Raw genomic sequence first — 18,748 nt, forward strand, 5'->3', positions numbered from 1 at the left:
GGTGGATCAGCCATACCGCGTTATCGTTCATCGCGAGCAAGCTTCGCTCCTGCAGAAGCCTGCGCGTTCTTAGGGCTGGGCCGGGCTCAGGATGCCGAGCGCGGCCACCAGGCCGAGGATCAGCAGGGCCGCCAGCAGTTCCAGGATCATGCTGCGACGCAAGGCGGCCACGGCGACCCCGGGCGAGTCCTGCTGTGCCTGCTCCAGTTGCGGGACCAGGTGGAAGCGGTTCAATGCGGCGAACACCAGCATGAGAGCGAACACCGCCACCTTCAGGCCCAGCAGCAGGCCATAGGTGCTGCCGCTCAAGGGCGTCAGGTCCGGGCCGACGATCAGCAGGTAATTGAGCACCCCGCTCAGGCCCAGGGCGACCACGACCAGCGCCCCCAGGCTGGCAAAACCCTTGAGCGCCGCGAGCAGGTCGCGGGTCTGCCGTTCGCCGCTGAGGGCGCTGTTGCGCAACAGCAGGGCAAAGGCCGCCAGGGCTCCCAACCAGACCCCGGACCCCAGCAGGTGCAGGATGTCGTTGCCCAGGTGCAAATAGCGCCGGGCACCGTCGTCCATCGCGCCGTGTCCGGTCCAGGCCAGGCTCGCCAGGGCCGTCGTCGCCCCCAGGATCAGGCCGTACAGGCTGAACCTGTCGCGCCCCACCAGCGCCAGGCCGGCCAGCAGCAAGCTCGCCAGGCGCAGCAACCAGCTCTGGCCAACAGCGGTCTCCAGCACCAGCATCGGCAACAGGGTCGGGTCCAGTTCCGCCAGGCTCGCGGCGCCGCTCATCGACAACGCCAGTTGCAGCAGCGCGCCGCCGGACAGCAGCACGCCGAGCACCACGGTCATCGCCAAGGGCCGGCGAAAGCGCCAGCGGTCCTGTGCGCTGCCCAGCCCGTAAAGACTGAACAGCGCCAGGCCGAACAACAGCGTCAGGTCCAGGTAGAGGGCAAAGCGCAAGGCGATCGTGAGGAGGTCGCCCATGGTTCAGTTGACTTCGAAGGTCAGGCTGCCGGTGATCGGATGGGTATCGGCGGACACCGCCCGCCACTCGACCTTATAGCTGCCTGTCGAGAGCGGGGCGGCGGGGGTGATGATCATGCTTTTCGGGTCGGTACCGCCGGCCACGCTGGCCTTGACCGGCATCGGCGCGTGGGTCATCCCGGGCATGCCGGTCATCAGCAGCCGGGCTCCGGAAAATTGCGTGGTGAGGCTTTCCGAGAATTGCAGCTCGATCTTCGCCGGGGCCGCGCCCTTGGCGCCTTCGGCCGGGGTCGAGGCCAGCAGCTTCGGGTGGGCCTGGGCGAGGCCGGCAAGGGACAGTCCGGCACCGAAGGTGACGGCGAGGACGAGATGCTTGAGGTAGGACATGCAAGGCTCCAGGCGGCATTGGCCGCGCAGTGTTTTTAGTTATCAATTGAACGGGGTCAGAACCACAGGCGCACACCGAGCACCAGCCGGGCTTCGCTGTTGTCTTCGCCTTCTTCGCGGGCGTAGTCGGCGGTTTTGCCGTAGCTGCGGTTCCAGGTCACGCCGACGTAGGGTGCGAACTGGCGGTGCAACTCGTAACGCAGGCGCAGGCCGGCCTCCAGGTCGGAGAGGCCCGAGCCGATGCCCCGTTGCGGATCGTTCTTGCCATACAGGTTGACCTCCGCGGTGGGCTGCAGGATCAGGCGATTGGTCAGCAGGATGTCGTACTCGGCCTTGAGTCCCAGGGCGCTCTGGCCGCCTTCGCCGAGGTAGGCGGTGGCCTCGCTCTCGAAGTTGTACAGGGCCATGCCTTGCAGCCCGAGGGCGGCCCAGGTCTGCGGCGCGCCGGGCTTGAAGTCCTGGCGCACGCCGCTGACCACGTCCCACCAGGGGCCGATGGCATGCCCCCAGAGGGCCTCGACCTGGGCGCTTTCGGTATGGCCGTTGGTGCGTTCGCCCTCGCTGCGCAGCCACAGCCGGTCGATGTCGCCGCCGATCCAGCCGTTCAGGTCCCAGGCCAGGGCGCTGCCGTCATCGGCGTCCTGGTACTCCAGGCGGTCGACCAGCCAGAACGAGTTGATGGCCTTGTCGTGCACGCCGTGGCCGGCTACCGGCGGGAAGGCGGCCCGGCGGTCGGCGTCGGTGAGCACCGGGATCGGCGTGCGGCTCTGGGTCGGCGCCGCCGAGTCCATCATTTGCAGCGGTGCGCTGTCCATGCTGGTCATCTGGCCGTGGTCCATGCCCGACATGGCACTGGCTGGCTGGGCAGCCGGCGGCACGGACGCCTGTTGCATCGTCGAGTGGTCCATGGTCTCGGCGGCCTGCAGCGTGCCAGCGCCGAGGCCGAGCAGGGCGGTGAACAGGGTCAAGGCGTTCTTCGGCATCATGCGGCGCTCCCGGCTTCGTCCACTTGTACTTCGCGAAACATGCCCATCTCCATGTGATACAGCAGGTGGCAGTGATAGGCCCAGCGCCCCAGGGCGTCGGCGGTCACCCGGTAGCTGCGCTTGCTGCCCGGCGGCATGTCGATGGTGTGCTTGCGCACCATGAAGCGTCCCTGTTCGTCCTCCAGGTCGCTCCACATGCCATGCAGGTGGATGGGGTGGGTCATCATGGTGTCGTTGACCAGGGTGATGCGCACCCGCTCGCCGTAGGTCAGGCGCAGGGGCTGGGCGTCGCTGAACTTGATGCCGTCGAACGACCAGGCGAATTTCTCCATGTGCCCGGTCAGGTGCAGCTCGAGGGTGCGGCTCGGTTCGCGGCCGTCGGGGTCTTCGAAGGTGCTGCGCAGGTCGGCGTAGGTCAGCACCCGGCGGCCGTTGTTGCGCAGGCCGATGCCTGGATCGTCGAGCTTCGGCGTCGGGCTCATGGTCTGCATGTCCACCAGCGGGTTGCCGTCTTCCGAGGCCGGGTGGCTCTGCATGGCGCCGCCCATCGCGCCGTGGTCCATGCCCGACATGCCGGCCATGCCGCTGTGATCCATGCCCCGCATCTGACTGTGATCCATCCCCGCCATATTGCCGTGATCCATGCCCTGCATCTGGCCATGATCCATGCCGGGCATGGCGCCCATGCTGCCGTGGTCCATGCCCATGTCGGCCATGCTGATCAGCGGCCGCGGGTCCAGCGGTGGGACGCTGGCGCTCAGCCCCGGGCGCTGGCTCAGGGTGCCGCGGGCATAGCCGGTGCGGTCCATGGATTGGGCGAACAGGGTGTAGGCCTCCTGCGAGCCGGGCTCGACCAGCACGTCGTAGGTTTCCGCCACGGCGATGCGCAGCTCGTCGACGCTGACCGGCTGCACGTACTGGCCGTCGGCGGCGACCACGGTCATTTTCAGGCCGGGGATGCGCAGGTCGAAGTAGCTCATGGCCGAGCCGTTGATCAGGCGCAGGCGCAGTTTCTCGCCGGGCTTGAACAGCCCGGTCCAGTTGCCGCCCGGGCTCTGGCCATTGATCAGGTAGGTGTAGGTATGGCCGCTGACGTCCGCCAGGTCCGTGGGGCTCATGTTCATCTGCGCCCACATCTTGCGGTCGGCGAGGGTGGCCGCCCAGCCGTCGCGGCTGACGTCCTCGATGAAGTCGCCCACGGTGCGCTTGTGGAAGTTGTAGTAGCCGGACTGCTTTTTCAGGATGTGCATCAGACGTTCCGGCGCCTCGTCGCTCCAGTCGCTGAGCATCACCACGTAGTCGCGGTCGTACTGGAAGGGCTCCGGCTCGCGGGCCTCGATCACCAGCGGCCCGTAGACCCCGGCCTGTTCCTGCAGGCCCGAGTGGCTGTGGTACCAGTAGGTGCCGTTCTGCTGGACCTTGAAGCGGTATTCGTAGAGACCGCCGGGGGCGATGCCGTGGAAGCTCAGGCCCGGCACGCCGTCCATGTTGGCCGGCAGGATCAGGCCGTGCCAGTGGATCGAGGTGTCCTGTTCCAGGCGGTTGCGCACCCGGATGGTCACGGTGTCGCCCTCGCGCCAGCGCAGCAGCGGGCCGGGCAGGCCGCCATTGATGGTCATCGCGGTGCGTGGCGCGCCGCTGTAGTTGACCTGGGTCTCACCGATGAACAGGTCGAACTGCTGGCCGCTGAGCGCCGGCAGCTGGCCGTCGTTGTTGCGGGCCCAGAGCGGCTGTTGCCACAGTCCGGTGCCGGCGAGTACGCCGCCGGCGGCCAGGCCTTTGATAAAACTGCGTCGCGTGGGTTTTACGTGCATGCCCCAAGGCTCCCTCGATCCTGGTGTGTCAGGTAGGAGGTGACCTTAAGCGGCCCGGCCTGTCAGGAAACTGAGGACGACATTACAGATTTGTCAGCCGGGTGCCGGTTCAGCGCACAGCGGTTTCCAGGTGGCGCTTGAGATTGCTCAGGGCCAGCACGGAGATCTGTTCGATGCGTGCCCGCAAGCTGCTCAGGTTGAGGTCGGTGGAGTAACGCAGCGTGCGTTTGAACAGGGTGCCGTCCCCGTACTTGTGCAACTGATAGTGCAGCGAGCCGTCCACCGGCACGGAACTGAAACCGACCTTGAACTCCCTGGGAAACACCGCGGACAGCACCCGGCAGTTTATCTGGATCTGCACGCCGAGCAGGTCGATGGTTTCGCTGAAGCGATGCCCCGTCGGCAATGAGCCGGCCAGGCCGGTGTCGGAGCGCAGGGAGGAGGGGTGCCATTCACTCCAGCGATCCGGTTGGGTGACGTAGTAATAGACGGTATCGACCGACGCATCGATGTAGAGCTCGTGGCTGATGAGCTCCTCCAGCAGGTGCAGTTGATGTTGTTCCATGGCACACCTCCTTGTGGCGGGACCCTCAAATATAGTTGCCTGCGAGCGGCCATGGGGCTGGGTCACCGACCGTCCGGCGCGGATCGCAACCGCCCACGAGAGGCCGGGGATGGCCGTGGCACTTTTCCCGGGTGGGGCGCAGGTGGGGAAAGTCGGGCAAACCCCCGGCAAGTGAAGCGAAAGTCACTGGAAATACCTCCGAAGACAACTAACTATTTGCTGCGTTTTGCCGTGCTAGTGGCTGTGGATCGGATTGTTAAATAATTGTTGCAGCCAGCAAAAACGCGGCTTCCAGGCATTTGTATCGAGAATGTACGAAAATTGTAAATTCTCGAAATATTTATTGGAGCAACCTCCTGCTGTGCCGATACTCCGACCATCTCTTCCCTTCAATCAGGCTTTCCAGACGGTCCTTAGTTGTACTTGCGCGATCTTCCCGTGGGTCGCGCAAGCGGGGCAAAAGTTGCGGGAAGCCCGGACACAGGAGTTTTTATGACAATCGGAAATGTCGGCGGCTGGACCAGCAAGGCCGGCCTGCTGGTGCAAGACACCGGCACCCGGGGCAAACCGGTCAGCCAGAGCACCAAGGTCAAGCAGATGCTGGCCATGGTCGGCCAGAACCCGCTGGCGCTGAATGTGTTCAAGATGGACGAAATGAAGCTGCACAAGCAGATCAAGGGTTTCGATCCGGAGAACGTCAGCGCCAAGCAGCTGGGCAACATGAGCACCTTCCTCAAGGAAAAGGGCCTGATCAGCGACGTGACGGCGATGACCCTGCTCAACGCCGGCGACAAGTTCGACCGCTTCGGCGTGCAGAAGGATCCCGAGGCCAAGTTCAACGCCCTGGAATACTTCGCGATCCAGCTGGACAACATCCAGAGCAACAACATCAAGGGCAACAAGTACGCCAACTACTTGATCCCCGAGTACAGGAAAGCCATCTACGTGCTGCAGAACCTGCAAAGCTACGGCAAGGGCAACGGCACCACGGTGACCGACAAGAACCGCTCCACCAAGGCGTGAGGCGATAAAAAAGCCCTCGACCGGTGACTCGGTCGAGGGCTTTTTTGTGCCCGGGGTTTAGCGGTCGAGCAAGGCCATCACCGCTTGCGGGTAACGCTCGCCGGCGGTGGTGTCGGGGCTGAAGATCCGTTCCAGGGCCTGCAGCTCCTCAGTGTTGAGGCGGACCTGCAGCGCGGCGACGTTTTCTTCCAGGTACTTGCGCTGCTTGGTGCCCGGAATCGGGATCAGGTAGTCGCCCTGGGCCAGCACCCAGGCCAGGGCCAGTTGCCCGGCGGTAATGCCCCGGGCGGCCGCCAACTGTTGGACCTGCTCCACCAGCAACAGGTTTTTCGCGAAGTTCTCGCCCTGGAAACGTGGGCTGAAGCGCCGGTAGTCGTCGGCGGCGAAGTCGTCCGGGCTCTTCAGGGCGCCGGTGAGAAAGCCGCGCCCCAGAGGGCTGTAGGGCACGAAGGCAATGCCCAGGCGCTGGCAGGCGGCGAGGCAGCCGTTGTCTTCCTGGTCGCGACTCCACAGCGAATATTCGCTTTGCAGGGCGCTGATCGGATGCACCTTGTGGGCCCGCTCCAGGGTCGTCACCGAGGCTTCGCTGAGCCCCAGGTAGCGGACCTTGCCGGCCTGCACCAGCTCGGCCATGGCGCCGACGGTTTCCTCGATGGCCACGTCCGGGTCGATACGGTGCTGGTAATACAGGTCCAGGGTCTCCACACCCAGGCGTCGCAAGGTGCCGTCGATCGACTGGCGAACGTATTCGGGGCGGCCGTTGACCCCCCGTGCCGCGGCATCGTCCGGGTTGCGCACGATGCCGAACTTGCTGGCCAGGAACACCTGTTCGCGCTTGCCGCGAATCGCCTGGCCGATCAGCGTTTCATTGCTGTGGGGGCCGTACATGTCGGCGGTGTCCAGCAGGTTGATTCCCAGTTCCAGGGCGCGGTGCAGGGTGGCGGTGGCTTCCCGGGTATCGGTGCCGGTGGTGTAGAAGTCGGTCATGCCCATGCAGCCGAGGCCGATGGCGGAAACCTGCGGGCCGTTCTTGCCCAGTTGACGGGTTTGCATTGGGGGAAGCTCCGTTGGGGGGAATGGCGGCCATTGTTCCCCTCGACAAAAACAAGATAAACCGGCTAAAAGCGCTATCACTATTCGTAATTTCTAAATAATCCGCGACAGGCCAGGCCAATGGACCGTTTTAATGCCATGCGTGTGTTCACCCGGATCGTCGACCTCGGTGGCTTCGCCAAGGCCGCCGACAGCCTGCAGATGCCCCGGGCTTCGGTGACGGTGCTGATCAAGCAACTGGAGGCGTACCTGGGCGTGCAACTGCTGTTGCGCACCACCCGGCAGGTCACGCCGACCCTGGACGGCGCCGCCTATTACCAGCGCTGCGTGCGTTTGCTGGCTGATCTGGAGGAAACCGAAGCGGCGTTTTCCGCCACGCGCCACAACCCCCGCGGCACCTTGCGCATCGACATGCCGGCCGGAGTCGGGCGGTTGCTGGTGATTCCGGCGCTGCCGGCGTTTTCCGCGCGTTATCCGCAGATCGAGCTGGAGATCGGCCTCAACGACCGGCCGGTGGATCTGATTCGCGAAGGGGTGGACTGCGTGTTGCGCGGCGGCCTGGCCCTTGACGATTCGCTGGTGGCCCGGCCGTTGTTGCTGCTGGAGCAGGTGACCTGCGCCAGTCCCGAGTATCTGCGCCAGCACGGGGTGCCGCAGAGCCTGGACGATCTGGCCGGGCACCGGATGATCGAGTATTTCTCCAGCGTCAGCGGCAAGCGTTATGGCCTGGAGTTCCAGGTGCAGGGCCAGGTGCTGCTGCCGGAGTTGCCGCGCCAGGTGTCGGTCAACAGCGCCGACGGCTACCTTGCGGCCTGCGAGGCCGGCTACGGGCTGGTGCAGACGCCGTACTACCACGTTGCCCAGCAACTGGCCGAGGGGCGCCTGAGCGAGGTGCTCAGGCACATCCCGCCCCCCAGGCTGCCGCTGACCGCGCTGTACCCGCCGCACCGGCACCTGTCGACCCGGGTTCGGGTCTTCGTCGACTGGCTGGTGGAACTCTTCGCCCAGCCGGGAATCCACAACACCCGGCTCGACTGACTCCAACGACAGGCATAGCGCTGTCCTGGTAGCCGCTGCCGAGCAACGCGAGGCTGCGATCGGCAACGCAGTTGCCGCAAACCCTGAATGCACGATTTACCTGAAACACCGCGGCGCCTGCTCTGGCGCTCGCTGCGCGGTCGTTCGCAGCCTGCGGCAGCGGCTACATCGACCGCGTGCACCGAACCTGCGCGCTATCCCTGTCGCCGCCAGCCAGGCCATACGGTGTATCGGTCTCATCAGCAGAGGGGAACAAAAAACGCCCGCAATCAGGCGGGCGTCGGGTGATATCGGGTGGCTGGACGGCGTCGCGGCCTCATGCCTGTGTCGGAGCGTCCAATGCTCAACGGCGATAGTAGTAGCCGTGGCCGCCATCGTAATGATGGTGATGCCAGCCATCGTGAGGGAAGATGATGCAGCCGGACAGGGTCAGCATCGCCAGCAGTGGAATCAGCAGTGTGATTCGACGGAACATTGCACAGTCCTCAAAGGCTTTCGGGGTTAAAACCGCCACGGTGCAGCGAAAATGCTCCGGCGGCTGTAACATGAGACCCCGTTTGCCCGCGCCCATCCCCGATTCTCGGTAGGCGCTTGGTATCTGTTTCGATACAAGGCCGATACATTCGGCTCAGGAACCCGTAATGACCCAGAAGCAACGCTTGATCTATTCGATTGTGATTTCCCTGGCGGTACTGGGAATCATGCTTGGCCTGTCCTACCTGCAGAACGCCGGAGTGATCACCGAGAAAACCTTCCAGTACATCGCCATCGGCGTGGCGGTGACCGTGGTCGTACTCAACGGCGTGATGCGGCGCAAGGTCAAGCCCTGAGAAACTCCCCCCGACGGCCTCAGTCGCGGCCGTCGAGTATGGCTTCAGCCTGTTGATGCAGGCTGAAGCTCTTGTCCGCATTGAGGGTGATCACGCCTTCGCTGCACAGCCGCTTCAACACCTCGCGCACGCTGAGGAACGACAGCGGGATATCCAGCTCCAGCAACTGACTGTGAATGCCACGCACCCCCAGGGCGCGATGGCTTTCGGCTGCCTCGAGCAAGGCGTCGATGACTTTCAGGCGAATCAGGCTGGTGCGCAGGCCGTAGCTCTTGAGCAGGTGCCGGATGCGTTCGTTGCGATTGCGCTCGGCGTGCTTGCCGAAGACACCGGTCCCGACGTTCAGGGAGGACGCGGGTTGTGCGGTGTGGCCATCCATTGGCAGTTGCGGGTCGTACATGCAAAAACTCCTTTTCAGAGCCTGATCAGGAAAATGACGGCTGCTATTCACTAGACGAACGAGCCACGCAAATCATGAAGCGCCGGATGTAGAAAATTCGTGAGGGGCCCGTGATCGCCAGGTTGACGGGCGTTTTGCATCGGGTGTGCCGGGGTTAAATTTTTCCCGTCGGGTTCGTCTGTAAGGGCAGGCGGGGCCTGGCTGATGCCGACCCCCGCGGTTCTTTGCGGGCTGGACCCCGTGCTCCCTGCGCGCGCAGCGCAGGTCACGCCAGCCCAGGTTCGGCATTTTTTCGATCAGGAGTCGGCGTGATTATTTCCAGGCGGTTGCCCAGGTTTTGCCTTGCGGGTTTGTTTCTGGGGTTGAGCCTGGCGGCTCAGGGGCGCGAGGCCCCGTCCGGCGCGGCGAGTGCCGATATTCGCCGCACCGGTTTTGGGGTCCCGCATATTCGCGCTGCCGACGAACGCGGGCTGGGTTATGGCATTGGCTATGCCTACGCCCAGGACAACCTGTGCCTGCTGGCCAATGAAGTACTGACGGTCAATGGCGAGCGTTCGAAGTATTTCGGCCCGCGGCAACAGACCCTCGAACAGCGGGAAAACCTGGCCAGCGACCTGTTCTTCAACTGGCTCAACACCCCGCAAGCGGTGTTCGGCTTCTGGCAGGCGCAGACGCCCCAGGTGCGGCAACTGATCGAAGGTTATGTCGCCGGCTACAACCGCTCCCTGGCCGAGCGCCAGGCCCAGGTCCTGCCTGAGCAGTGCCAGGGCGGCTGGGTGCGGCCGTTGACCGCCCTGGACTTAGTCAAACTGACCCGACGGCTGCTGGTGGAAGGCGGCGTCGGCCAGTTCGCCGAGGCCCTGGTGGCCGCGACGCCGCCGTCCGCCACTGTGCAGGTCGCACCCTCGGCCCAGGCCTTCGCCCAGGCCGAGGGGCGCAACCAGCGCTTTGCCCTGGACCGTGGCAGCAACGCTGTGGCCGTGGGGCGCGAGCGCTCGTTCAATGGTCGCGGCATGCTGCTGGCCAACCCGCATTTCCCGTGGGTGGGCGGCATGCGCTTCTATCAGATGCACCTGACCATTCCCGGCAAGCTGGATGTGATGGGCGCCGCCTTGCCTGGCCTGCCGCTGATCAATATCGGCTTCAGCCAGCACCTGGCCTGGACCCACACCGTGGATACCTCCAAGCACTTCACCCTGTATCGCCTGCAACTGGACCCGAAGGATCCGACCCGCTACCTGCTCGATGGCAAGTCCCTGCCGTTGGAAAAACAGACGCTCAGCGTCCAGGTCAAAGGCGAGGACGGCCAGCTCCAGACCCTCAGTCACAGTGTCTACAGCTCGGCGTTCGGCCCGCTGGTGCAATGGCCCGGCAAGCTGGATTGGGACAACCGGTTCGCCTACAGCCTGCGCGACGCCAACCTGGACAACGACCGGGTGCTGCAGCAGTGGTACGCGATGAACCAGGCCCGCAACCTCAAGGAACTGCAAGCCTCCGTGCACCAGCTGCAGGGCATTCCCTGGGTCAACACCCTGGCCGTGGATGACCAGGGCCAGGCCCTGTACATGAACCAGTCGGTGGTGCCCAACGTCAGTGCGGAAAAACTGGCGCGCTGCAGCGACCCACGGATCGGCACGCAACTGATTGTCCTTGACGGTTCCCGCAGCGCCTGCGCCTGGGACATCGACCCGACCGCCGCGCAGAAAGGCATCTACCCGGCCAGCCAGCTGCCGCAATTACTGCGCAGCGATTACGTGCAGAACTCCAACGATTCGGCGTGGCTGGTCAACCCGGCCGCGCCGTTGCAGGGCTTCTCGCCGCTGATCAGCCAGCAGGACCTGCCGCTGGGGCAACGGGCGCGTTTTGCCCTGAACCGCCTGATCGGCACCGGCCAGGGCGAGCCGCTGAGCGCCGCCGACCTCAAGCACATGGTGATGGACGATCAGGTGTACCAGGCCGGGCAAGTGATGCCGGACCTGCTGCAGTTCTGTGCCGGAGACCTGGGCCGCGACGCGCAAGCCCTGGCGCCGTTGTGCGCCAGCCTCAAGGCTTGGGACCGCACCGCCAACCTGCAGAGCGGCTTGGGCTTCGTGCATTTCCAGAACGTCATGGAGCAGTTGGAAGCGGTCGATGAGCGCTGGCGCGTGCCCTTCGATGCGCAGGACCCGCGGCACACGCCCCGTGGCCTGGCGATCGACCGGCCGGCGGTGGCCAAGGCGCTGCGCGAGGCGATGCTGGCCTCGGTCCAGCAGGTGGCCGAGGCGGGCCTGAAAGCCGATAGCCGCTGGGGCGATGTCCAGGTGGTCAGCAGTGGCGACCGGCAGACGCCAATCCATGGCGGGCCGGCCGCTCTCGGAGTGTACAACGCGATTCAGAGCGTGCCCGCGGCCGACGGCAAGCGTGAGGTGGTCAGCGGCACCAGCTACCTGCAAGTGGTGACCTTCGACGACCAGGGGCCCCATGCCCAGGGCCTGTTGGCGTTTTCACTGTCCAGCGATCCGGCGTCGCCGCACTCGCGGGACCAGACCGAGGCGTTCTCGAAGAAGCAATGGAGTGTGCTGCCGTTCACCGAACAGCAGATCCAGGCGGACCCGCAGTATCGCTTGCAGGTGATTCGTGAAGGGGATGAACGACTGAACAAGGTCGCCACCCAGTAAGCGACTGCAACCCGGCGTCAACCGAAGGCCGCACCCGCGAGGGTAGCGGCCTTCAGCTTTTTGGCGTGGTGCCGGGCAGCGAGTTGATGACCGGGTTGCCGTCCTGGTTGCGGGTCAGGTACACCGGCAGCACCTTGGGCAGCGTAGACACCAGGCTCTTGACCGCGGTGATGTCGTAGATGCCGCCGACGCGAATGTCGCCGGTGGCATTGTCGGCCAGCATCACCGGGGTACTCAGGTAACGGTTGATCAGCGGCAGGGCTTCGCCGAGCGCCAGATTGTCCAGCACCAGCTTGCCCTGGCGCCAGGCCAGCGAGCTGTCGTGGGCATAGGTCTGGCTGATCTGCGGCTGGTAATCGCCCTGGCGATAGCGCGCCTGCATGCCCGGGTCGAGACGGAAGCCGCCGTCGGGGTGGCTGCTGTCGCTGTTCACCAGCACCGAACCTTCGAGCAGGGTGACCCGCACCTGATCCTGGTACAGCCACACGTTGAACTGGGTGCCGGTGACCCGGACCTCGCCGCTGGCCGCCTTGACCACGAACGGGTGGCTGCGGTCGTGGGCGACCTTGAAGAAGGCTTCGCCTTTGTTCAGGGTGACCCGGCGCTGGTCCTTGTAGTTGCTGTAGGTCAGCTCGGTGCCCAGGTTGAGTTCGACCTGGCTGCTGTCGGCCAGGGTCACCTGGCGCACGCTGCCATCGGCCTGGAAACGCTCGTAGGAGGAGGGCAGCCAGCCCAGGCTCCAGCCGCTGTAGGCCGCCAGGGGCAGGGCCAGCATGCTGATCGCCGCGGCCATGCCGTAGGCCCGCCACGGTTTGCGTGGGGCCGGCAGGGGCAGGGCAGGGGCGGCTGGCCGTGGCAGGTGCTCGGCGACGTCCCAGATCTCCTGCATCGCTTCGTATTCGAAGGCATGCGCGGGATGGGCATCACGCCATTGCTCGAAGGCCTCGCGTTCGGCGGCCGTACAGTCCGCGGCATGCAGACGCATGCACCACTGCGCGGCGGCATCGGTGATGGCGTCGTATTCGGCTTCTGTGAGGTGCTGTTCGCTCATTGACTCTTCCTGGTTTCGCGCATTCTACCCTTCGCAGCCAGGCTTGGAGAACAGCCGTCTTGGCCAAGGCCTATCGAAGTGGGACTTATTTTTTGCCCAGGCGCCCTGGAAATCGGGCGTAGACGGGCAGTATCCACGACAGGCGTGAAAAAATGATCAAAAACCCGGTTGCCGCCGTCAGGCGCTGGTTCAGGTCATGGCCGAGGTTGACAGGACGCGCGCAAAGCGTTGTTTAATCGCCGGACGCACCCACTCGGGTGCCTCCTCATACCCTGTAGCCCATTCCAATAATTAATCCGGAGCTTCAGATGTCTGTATCGCCCCTGGCTGTTGAAACGCCCGTTGAACACCTGTCGCTCGAGGCGCTGGTGAAGCTGTTGGAAAGCATCTTCCTGCGTCATGGCACCAGCGCCGAAGTGGCGCACAGCCTGGCGCGCAACTGTGCCGGCGCCGAGCGCGACGGTGCCCACAGCCATGGTGTGTTCCGTATTCCCGGTTACGTGTCGACCCTCAAGAGCGGCTGGGTCAACGGCCAGGCCGTGCCGGTGGTCGAGGACGTGGCCGCGGCCTTTGTCCGGGTCGATGCCGGCAACGGCTTCGCCCAGCCGGCGCTGGCGGCAGCGCGGGCGCTGCTGGTGGAGAAGGCGCGCCATGCTGGCATTGCCATTCTGGCGATTCGCAATTCCCATCATTTCGCCGCGCTGTGGCCGGACGTCGAGCCGTTCGCCGAGGAAGGGCTGGTGGCCCTGAGCGTGGTCAACAGCATGACCTGCGTGGTGCCCCACGGCGCCGACCGCCCCTTGTTCGGCACCAACCCGATTGCCTTCGCCGCGCCCCAGGCCGGTGGCGCGCCCATCGTCTTCGACCTGGCCACCAGCGCCATCGCCCACGGTGATGTGCAGATCGCCGCGCGTCAGGGCGAGCGCCTGCCGCCGGGCATGGGGGTGGACGCCCTCGGCCAGCCCACCGACGACCCGAAAGCCATTCTCGAAGGCGGCGCGCTGTTGCCGTTCGGCGGGCACAAGGGCTCGGCGCTGTCGATGATGGTCGAGCTGCTGGCCGCAGCACTGACAGGCGGCAACTTCTCGTTCGAGTTCGACTGGTCCAACCACCCGGGAGCGAAGACGCCCTGGACCGGCCAGTTGCTGATCGTCATCGATCCGAGCAAGGGCGCCGGGCAGAATTTTGCCGAGCGCAGCCAGGAACTGGTCAGGCAGATGCATGGGGTAGGGCTCAAGCGCCTGCCGGGGGACCGGCGCCATCTGCAGCGGGAGAAATCCCTGCGCGACGGGATCGCCTTGCCTGTCACCGAGCTCCAGCAGTTGCGGGAGCTGGCGGGGCTGTAAAAAAACAACCCCTCCAGACGCAAGGACCAGGCGCGAGGCCTGGTCCTTTCTTTGCGACTTTTTAGGGGCGGGGGCAACGAGCGTTACGAGCGACGCCCCAACAACAGGCCCACCAGCAGGCCGACGCCGGCGGAGATGGCCACGGTCTGCCAGGGATGGCCGCCGATGTAGCGCTCGGTGGCGTCCACCACTGGCTTGCTGCGTTCGCGCACGCTGGACACTGAATCCAGCGCCTGCTTGAGTTTCAGCCCTGCCTGCTGGCGCAGGGTCTCGCCTTCCTCACCAACCAGCGACGCGCTGCTCTTCAGCAGCTTTTCCGATTCCTCGATCAGCGCCTGCAGTTCGCTGAAGACCTGGTCCTTGATTTGTTCGTCTGCCCCTTGGGCGGCGGTTCTACGAGCCATTTGCGTTACTCCTTGCGGGTCGGTGATGGGATGGACAATGGAGCCCTGGGGGCGGCGCAACGTTGCAGCTATTTTCCCCGCCGGCCCGATGCCGGCGGGAAAACCCCGGCCGTCACAGTGTAAGATGTCGGTTATTTTACGCAGCAGGAAATTCCCATGAGCTTCAATCTGGCCAACAAGACTCTCGCCGAGCGCGCAGAGATCGAAGATGAAAAGTCCCGTCTGTTCGAACTGTGGCAGAGCAACCTGGGCAAGGCCAAGGGCGAAGCCGCACGGTTGTTCGGCGAGCGCGCCAAGCGCAAGGGCAAGTGGGCCGAGTGGGTGCGTGCCGAGCTCGACGGCATGTCGCCGCCAGAGTACTCCAACATGGTGCGCAGTGAAGTCAATCGCCTGATGGCGGCGAACAAGTAGCCTCGAAACTGGCGACTATCGCCTCCCGCACTTTCAATACCACCGGGTCGATCTGCGCGCTGGTGCGCCAGCCCAGCTCGATCGGGTAGCGCGGCAGGTCCAGCGGGCAGGGCAGCAACGCCAGCCCGGTCAGCGCGGCGATGCTCTGCGCGGCATGGGCCGGAATGGTCGCCACCGCCTCGCTGCCCTTGAGCAGATGGGGCAGCGCGGCGAAATGCGTGGTCGAGGCGCAGACCTGGCGGCTCAGCCCCAGCGCCGCCAACCCCTCGTCGGTAATCCCGATAAACCCTTGCGACGACACCAGCACATGCTCGCGGGCGACGAACTCATCGAGGTCGATGGCCTGCTGGCCCGGCCGCAGGCTCGCCGGGTCCGCCAGGCACAGGTAGCTGCCTTCCCCCAACACCTGACGGCTGAGCATGCGTTCGGCGAAACCGCCAGCGCTGATGGCCAGGTCGATGCCGCGCTGCAACAGCGTTTCACCGACGATCTGGCTGTGGCTCTGGCGAAAGATCAGCCGCAGCTTCGGCGCGCGTTTGGCGACTTCCTCGATCAGCCGCCGGCCGTAGGCGATCTCGAAATCGTCCGACAGCCCGATCGCCACCGAACGCCCCTGATAGTGGCTGGCGTGGGGATCGACCATGGCCAGGCTCTGCCGGCATTTGTTCAGGGCCTCGCTGACCACCGGCTTGAGCTGGTTGGCCCGCAGCGTCGGGGCCAAACCGCGCCCGGTGCGCACGAACAACTGATCGCCGTACAGCTCGCGCAGGCGCCGCAGCGCCGCGCTCATGGCCGATTGGGTGACCCCCAGGCGCAGGGCGGCGCGGCTGGCGCTGGATTCGTCATGCAGGGCTTCGAAAGCCTTAAGCAGGTTGAGATCGACCTGGGCGATATTCATCTGGTTCATATCATTCAGTATCAGGATGGGCTTTCTGCATGATCGGCGCCGGCCGGACAATGGGCAACCCTTCATCGCCACAGGAGTTATCCCGATGCCCAAGTCCATTGTCGCCGCGCTGCAGATCGGCTCCCTGCCAGAAGGCAAGGCCGCCACCCTGGAACAGATCCTGTCCTATGAGGCCGCCATCATCGAGGCCGGCGCGCAACTGGTGGTGATGCCCGAAGCGCTGCTCGGCGGTTACCCCAAGGGCGAGGGCTTTGGCACTCAGCTCGGCTATCGCCTGCCGGAAGGCCGGGAAGCCTTCGCCCGCTATTTCGCCAACGCCGTCGACGTGCCGGGCGCGGAGACTGAGGCCCTGGCCGGCCTGGCGGCACGCACCGGGGCCAACCTGGTGCTGGGGGTGATCGAGCGCGCCGGTAGCACTCTGTATTGCACGGCCCTGTATTTCGATCCGCAGCATGGCCTGGTGGGCAAGCACCGCAAGCTGATGCCCACCGGCACCGAGCGCCTGATCTGGGGCAAGGGCGACGGTTCGACCCTGCCGGTACTGGACACTCAGGTCGGCCGGGTCGGGGCGGTGATCTGCTGGGAGAACATGATGCCGCTGCTGCGCACCGCGATGTACGCCAAGGGCGTCGAGGTGTGGTGCGCGCCGACCGTGGACGAGCGCGAGATGTGGCAGGTGAGCATGCGCCACATTGCCCATGAAGGCCGCTGCTTCGTGGTCAGCGCCTGCCAGGTGCAGGCGTCACCGCAGGCGTTGGGGCTGGAGATCGCCAACTGGCCGGCCGAGCGCCCGCTGATCGCCGGCGGCAGTGTGATCGTCGGACCCATGGGCGACGTATTGGCCGGGCCGCTGCTGGACCGCGCCGGCCTGCTGACGGCGCAGATCGACACTGCCGAGCTGGTGCGGGCGCGCTACGACTACGACGTGGTCGGGCACTATGCGCGCCCGGATGTGTTCGAACTGACGGTGGACGAACGGGCCAAGGCCGGCGTGCGTTTCATCTGAGGCGGCGCCACTGTTCGCGGGTGATTTCCCAGATTTCCCGGGGCAGTCGCTCGCAGACGAAATCGTCTTCGTCGCTGCCGACCAGGCGCATGCCAGCGCGTTCGGAAATCCGCCGCGAGGCCAGGTTGGGCGCGGCCTTGGGCACCCGCAGCACGTCGCGCCCCAGCACCTCGAACCAGTACTCGGTGACTGCTGCGCAGGCCTCGCTCATATAGCCCTGGCCCTGCCAGGCCGGACCCAGCCAGAAGCCACGGTTGTTATCGGCTTCGTCCATCAGGCTGATGTTGCCGATCAACTGCACCGGCGCGCTGTTCAGGCGGATCGACCAGTGCCATTCCTCGCCACGCGCAATGGCTGGCAGCGCAATGTCGCGCAGATAGCTCAGGGCTCCGTCGGCGGGATAGGGCCAGGGCACCCGCGCATTGAGGTAACGCACCACTTCCCAGTGCGGGAACTGCTGCTGGATGGCCTCGGCATCGGCCAGTTCCAGCGGACGCAGGATCAGGCGTTGGGTGTAGAGGGTGGGCGGCGTCATGTGAAAGTTTTTCTCCATGATGGGCATTGGCTTCAAGTGGAGCCCGATCTGTGCTGTCTAGTCGAGCATCCAGCTACCGTCGCCTTCGGTAAGAACACCTCCATGACTGGTGGTGTCGCCTAGCCTGGCGACAGGCTTCCCCTCAATGTCCTCTGTCGGTGAGCCGGTTTGTATGACCGCCCCGCAACTGATGCTATCGCCTACCCGGGCGACGGCTTTGCCATTGACAGAGGCGCTTGCCGATCCACTGACGACCGTTCCGGCGCCGTGTATCGGGCAATCGTGGCTATGACCAACCAGCACAACCGGTTTCATGCAAGCTCCCTCCTTGAGTCGATCGACTTCGCCCCATAAAGGCCGGGCTGTCGTTAATACACGATGATTTCGATAGCGTTCCGTTTTTCAAAAGCGCTCGCCAAAGGCTATGACCCAATGATCTTGCCGGTCATGTCTATGGGTGTTGGCCAGGCTCGCCTTCGAGCGCTTGTGGCGGCGGCGGCGCCGGGCTTACGCGCAACAGGCGACAGGTCATCCACCAGCAAAGGGCAACGAAGAAGTTGTAGGGGAAAAACACCAGCCAAAAAGGCATCAACCACCATTTCTTGCCCTGTTTTTCCCCCGGTTCTCCGGTGTACCAAGGTACGTAATGACGAAATGCCTGGCGCGGCGTCAGGTAGATATTGTTATGAGGGACATACCACCAATGAGGCTCCTGGGGGACGGGCAGCTTATCCGGGCCACGGGCCATGAACTGGCGAATGTACTCCCACACTTGTGCAACGAAGATCGGTCGGGGATCGCTGGGCTCATTGCTGTCGATGCAGATGCTATAGGTCGGCGCCCAGGATTTTGCGATCTGCCTGGCTTGTGGGCTGCCTTGATCGGTACCGAACGCGTTGAGGATCAATGACGTCGTCGTACTGAACGAACGACCGGAAAACTCGGTTCGATCAGATATTCCAGCTTTGACATTGCTCCAGTCACCGACAAGCAGTGTCTTGCCTTTGAAGTAATAGACTTTTTGAGTGTGGCGATTGAAATAGAAGTTCGATTGACTCCTGATCAAGTGAATCCGGTAAAACAGAAACAACGAAATCCCCAGTGGCAAGAGCAGGGGAATGAAAAGAATCCACGTCTCATCAACCGGCATGTCATCGATAACGGCGCAGAACATCCATAACCAAAGCACAAGCGTGATGACGATCGTGGCGGAAAACATCTTCGCCATGAACGCCGAGTCCGCGGGCATCGGGTTGCGCAGGCACAAAACGTTTTTCCCCATGGAAATGTACTGGTCACCGATAGACGGTGTGGCTGCTTCCTTGTCTCCTGGTGTCCAGGTCCAGCTGATGGTCATCTGTAG

21 protein-coding genes are annotated in these 18,748 nt (G+C 64.4%); 7 read left to right on the forward strand and 14 right to left on the reverse strand.

Annotated elements, in window-relative coordinates; all coding sequences use genetic code 11:
- Positions 1–69 precede the first annotated feature (69 nt).
- The 5 genes from copD to ACQKQA_RS01520 form a co-directional block, all read right to left on the reverse strand.
- A complete protein-coding gene (gene copD / locus ACQKQA_RS01500; RefSeq protein ID WP_427552737.1) occupies positions 70–972 on the reverse strand; it encodes a copper homeostasis membrane protein CopD in 903 nt (300 codons plus the stop codon).
- A 3-nt stretch (positions 973–975) separates the two neighbouring features.
- Complete coding sequence (gene copC, locus ACQKQA_RS01505) at positions 976–1,359, reverse strand: copper homeostasis periplasmic binding protein CopC (RefSeq protein ID WP_427552739.1); 384 nt, start codon at positions 1,357–1,359, stop codon at positions 976–978.
- A 56-nt stretch (positions 1,360–1,415) separates the two neighbouring features.
- A complete protein-coding gene (locus ACQKQA_RS01510) occupies positions 1,416–2,267 on the reverse strand; it encodes a copper resistance protein B (RefSeq protein WP_427552911.1) in 852 nt (283 codons plus the stop codon).
- Positions 2,268–2,341: 74 nt separating this feature from the next.
- The gene (locus ACQKQA_RS01515) at positions 2,342–4,159 is read right to left on the reverse strand and encodes a copper resistance system multicopper oxidase (protein WP_427552741.1); all 1,818 of its coding nucleotides are present in this window, start codon (positions 4,157–4,159) and stop codon (positions 2,342–2,344) included.
- Positions 4,160–4,268: 109 nt separating this feature from the next.
- Positions 4,269–4,724, reverse strand: coding sequence for an SRPBCC family protein (locus ACQKQA_RS01520; RefSeq protein ID WP_427552743.1), 456 nt, complete (start codon positions 4,722–4,724; stop codon positions 4,269–4,271).
- Between the two features lie 492 nt (positions 4,725–5,216).
- On the opposite strand from ACQKQA_RS01520, the gene ACQKQA_RS01525 reads away from it, so the two are divergent.
- Positions 5,217–5,747 carry a hypothetical protein gene (locus ACQKQA_RS01525; RefSeq protein ID WP_427552746.1) on the forward strand — a complete coding sequence of 177 codons (531 nt, stop codon included), beginning with the start codon at positions 5,217–5,219 and terminating at the stop codon, positions 5,745–5,747.
- 57 nt (positions 5,748–5,804) lie between these two features.
- Here the strand turns inward: ACQKQA_RS01525 and ACQKQA_RS01530 are convergent, their stop codons facing one another.
- On the reverse strand, positions 5,805–6,800 hold the full coding sequence (locus ACQKQA_RS01530; RefSeq protein WP_427552748.1) for an aldo/keto reductase: 996 nt from the start codon (positions 6,798–6,800) through the stop codon (positions 5,805–5,807).
- A 120-nt stretch (positions 6,801–6,920) separates the two neighbouring features.
- Between ACQKQA_RS01530 and ACQKQA_RS01535 the strand changes: the two genes are divergently transcribed.
- Positions 6,921–7,838 carry a LysR family transcriptional regulator gene (locus ACQKQA_RS01535; protein ID WP_427552750.1) on the forward strand — a complete coding sequence of 306 codons (918 nt, stop codon included), beginning with the start codon at positions 6,921–6,923 and terminating at the stop codon, positions 7,836–7,838.
- Positions 7,839–8,181: 343 nt separating this feature from the next.
- Here the strand turns inward: ACQKQA_RS01535 and ACQKQA_RS01540 are convergent, their stop codons facing one another.
- Positions 8,182–8,313, reverse strand: a complete 132-nt coding sequence (locus ACQKQA_RS01540; protein ID WP_427552752.1) for a hypothetical protein — start codon at positions 8,311–8,313, stop codon at positions 8,182–8,184.
- Between the two features lie 166 nt (positions 8,314–8,479).
- Here ACQKQA_RS01540 and ACQKQA_RS01545 point away from each other — a divergent pair, with 166 nt between their 5' ends.
- Positions 8,480–8,668 carry a hypothetical protein gene (locus tag ACQKQA_RS01545; protein WP_427552754.1) on the forward strand — a complete coding sequence of 63 codons (189 nt, stop codon included), beginning with the start codon at positions 8,480–8,482 and terminating at the stop codon, positions 8,666–8,668.
- Between the two features lie 19 nt (positions 8,669–8,687).
- On the opposite strand, the gene ACQKQA_RS01550 is transcribed toward ACQKQA_RS01545, so the two are convergent.
- Positions 8,688–9,068, reverse strand: a complete 381-nt coding sequence (locus ACQKQA_RS01550) for a fe2+ zn2+ uptake regulation protein (protein ID WP_427552756.1) — start codon at positions 9,066–9,068, stop codon at positions 8,688–8,690.
- Positions 9,069–9,376: 308 nt separating this feature from the next.
- Between ACQKQA_RS01550 and ACQKQA_RS01555 the strand changes: the two genes are divergently transcribed.
- On the forward strand, positions 9,377–11,725 hold the full coding sequence (locus ACQKQA_RS01555; RefSeq protein ID WP_427552758.1) for an acylase: 2,349 nt from the start codon (positions 9,377–9,379) through the stop codon (positions 11,723–11,725).
- 52 nt (positions 11,726–11,777) lie between these two features.
- Here the strand turns inward: ACQKQA_RS01555 and ACQKQA_RS01560 are convergent, their stop codons facing one another.
- Positions 11,778–12,776: a FecR family protein gene (locus ACQKQA_RS01560; RefSeq protein WP_427552760.1), complete on the reverse strand. Its 999-nt coding sequence runs from the start codon at positions 12,774–12,776 to the stop codon at positions 11,778–11,780.
- A gap of 308 nt (positions 12,777–13,084) precedes the next feature.
- Between ACQKQA_RS01560 and ACQKQA_RS01565 the strand changes: the two genes are divergently transcribed.
- Positions 13,085–14,122: an Ldh family oxidoreductase gene (locus ACQKQA_RS01565; protein ID WP_427552762.1), complete on the forward strand. Its 1,038-nt coding sequence runs from the start codon at positions 13,085–13,087 to the stop codon at positions 14,120–14,122.
- Positions 14,123–14,205: 83 nt separating this feature from the next.
- On the opposite strand, the gene ACQKQA_RS01570 is transcribed toward ACQKQA_RS01565, so the two are convergent.
- Positions 14,206–14,526, reverse strand: coding sequence for a DUF883 family protein (locus tag ACQKQA_RS01570; protein ID WP_427552764.1), 321 nt, complete (start codon positions 14,524–14,526; stop codon positions 14,206–14,208).
- 156 nt (positions 14,527–14,682) lie between these two features.
- On the opposite strand from ACQKQA_RS01570, the gene ACQKQA_RS01575 reads away from it, so the two are divergent.
- Entirely contained in the window at positions 14,683–14,937 is a 255-nt protein-coding gene (locus ACQKQA_RS01575; protein ID WP_427552766.1) for a hypothetical protein, read from the forward strand.
- Here ACQKQA_RS01575 and ACQKQA_RS01580 read toward each other — a convergent pair.
- On the reverse strand, positions 14,909–15,844 hold the full coding sequence (locus ACQKQA_RS01580; protein ID WP_427552768.1) for a LysR family transcriptional regulator: 936 nt from the start codon (positions 15,842–15,844) through the stop codon (positions 14,909–14,911). The genes ACQKQA_RS01575 and ACQKQA_RS01580 overlap by 29 nt on opposite strands.
- An 85-nt stretch (positions 15,845–15,929) precedes the next feature.
- Here ACQKQA_RS01580 and ACQKQA_RS01585 point away from each other — a divergent pair, with 85 nt between their 5' ends.
- Positions 15,930–16,850: a carbon-nitrogen hydrolase family protein gene (locus ACQKQA_RS01585; protein WP_427552769.1), complete on the forward strand. Its 921-nt coding sequence runs from the start codon at positions 15,930–15,932 to the stop codon at positions 16,848–16,850.
- Here ACQKQA_RS01585 and ACQKQA_RS01590 read toward each other — a convergent pair.
- The 3 genes from ACQKQA_RS01590 to ACQKQA_RS01600 form a co-directional block, all read right to left on the reverse strand.
- On the reverse strand, positions 16,843–17,385 hold the full coding sequence (locus tag ACQKQA_RS01590; protein WP_427552771.1) for a GNAT family N-acetyltransferase: 543 nt from the start codon (positions 17,383–17,385) through the stop codon (positions 16,843–16,845). The two genes, ACQKQA_RS01585 and ACQKQA_RS01590, sit on opposite strands and share 8 nt — an antisense overlap.
- Before the next feature lie 57 nt (positions 17,386–17,442).
- Entirely contained in the window at positions 17,443–17,700 is a 258-nt protein-coding gene (locus tag ACQKQA_RS01595; protein WP_427552773.1) for a PAAR domain-containing protein, read from the reverse strand.
- A gap of 136 nt (positions 17,701–17,836) precedes the next feature.
- Positions 17,837–18,742, reverse strand: coding sequence for a hypothetical protein (locus ACQKQA_RS01600; RefSeq protein WP_427552775.1), 906 nt, complete (start codon positions 18,740–18,742; stop codon positions 17,837–17,839).
- Between the last annotated feature and the right edge of the window lie 6 nt (positions 18,743–18,748).

It is taken from the genome of Pseudomonas sp. NPDC089530, assembly GCF_050280705.1.
Lineage (GTDB): Bacteria > Pseudomonadota > Gammaproteobacteria > Pseudomonadales > Pseudomonadaceae > Aquipseudomonas.

Coding starts and splice junctions, on each gene's coding strand:
- ACQKQA_RS01560 (WP_427552760.1), bottom strand. CDS start 12,776: ATGAGCGAACAGCACCTCACAGAAGCCGAATACGACGCCATCACCGAT.
- ACQKQA_RS01525 (WP_427552746.1), top strand. CDS start 5,217: ATGACAATCGGAAATGTCGGCGGCTGGACCAGCAAGGCCGGCCTGCTG.
- ACQKQA_RS01510 (WP_427552911.1), bottom strand. CDS start 2,267: ATGGACCACTCGACGATGCAACAGGCGTCCGTGCCGCCGGCTGCCCAG.
- ACQKQA_RS01540 (WP_427552752.1), bottom strand. CDS start 8,313: ATGTTCCGTCGAATCACACTGCTGATTCCACTGCTGGCGATGCTGACC.
- ACQKQA_RS01575 (WP_427552766.1), top strand. CDS start 14,683: ATGAGCTTCAATCTGGCCAACAAGACTCTCGCCGAGCGCGCAGAGATC.
- ACQKQA_RS01550 (WP_427552756.1), bottom strand. CDS start 9,068: ATGTACGACCCGCAACTGCCAATGGATGGCCACACCGCACAACCCGCG.
- copC (WP_427552739.1), bottom strand. CDS start 1,359: ATGTCCTACCTCAAGCATCTCGTCCTCGCCGTCACCTTCGGTGCCGGA.
- ACQKQA_RS01585 (WP_427552769.1), top strand. CDS start 15,930: ATGCCCAAGTCCATTGTCGCCGCGCTGCAGATCGGCTCCCTGCCAGAA.
- ACQKQA_RS01545 (WP_427552754.1), top strand. CDS start 8,480: ATGACCCAGAAGCAACGCTTGATCTATTCGATTGTGATTTCCCTGGCG.
- ACQKQA_RS01580 (WP_427552768.1), bottom strand. CDS start 15,844: ATGAACCAGATGAATATCGCCCAGGTCGATCTCAACCTGCTTAAGGCT.
- ACQKQA_RS01515 (WP_427552741.1), bottom strand. CDS start 4,159: ATGCACGTAAAACCCACGCGACGCAGTTTTATCAAAGGCCTGGCCGCC.
- ACQKQA_RS01570 (WP_427552764.1), bottom strand. CDS start 14,526: ATGGCTCGTAGAACCGCCGCCCAAGGGGCAGACGAACAAATCAAGGAC.
- ACQKQA_RS01590 (WP_427552771.1), bottom strand. CDS start 17,385: ATGACGCCGCCCACCCTCTACACCCAACGCCTGATCCTGCGTCCGCTG.
- ACQKQA_RS01520 (WP_427552743.1), bottom strand. CDS start 4,724: ATGGAACAACATCAACTGCACCTGCTGGAGGAGCTCATCAGCCACGAG.
- copD (WP_427552737.1), bottom strand. CDS start 972: ATGGGCGACCTCCTCACGATCGCCTTGCGCTTTGCCCTCTACCTGGAC.
- ACQKQA_RS01565 (WP_427552762.1), top strand. CDS start 13,085: ATGTCTGTATCGCCCCTGGCTGTTGAAACGCCCGTTGAACACCTGTCG.
- ACQKQA_RS01595 (WP_427552773.1), bottom strand. CDS start 17,700: ATGAAACCGGTTGTGCTGGTTGGTCATAGCCACGATTGCCCGATACAC.
- ACQKQA_RS01530 (WP_427552748.1), bottom strand. CDS start 6,800: ATGCAAACCCGTCAACTGGGCAAGAACGGCCCGCAGGTTTCCGCCATC.
- ACQKQA_RS01600 (WP_427552775.1), bottom strand. CDS start 18,742: ATGACCATCAGCTGGACCTGGACACCAGGAGACAAGGAAGCAGCCACA.
- ACQKQA_RS01535 (WP_427552750.1), top strand. CDS start 6,921: ATGGACCGTTTTAATGCCATGCGTGTGTTCACCCGGATCGTCGACCTC.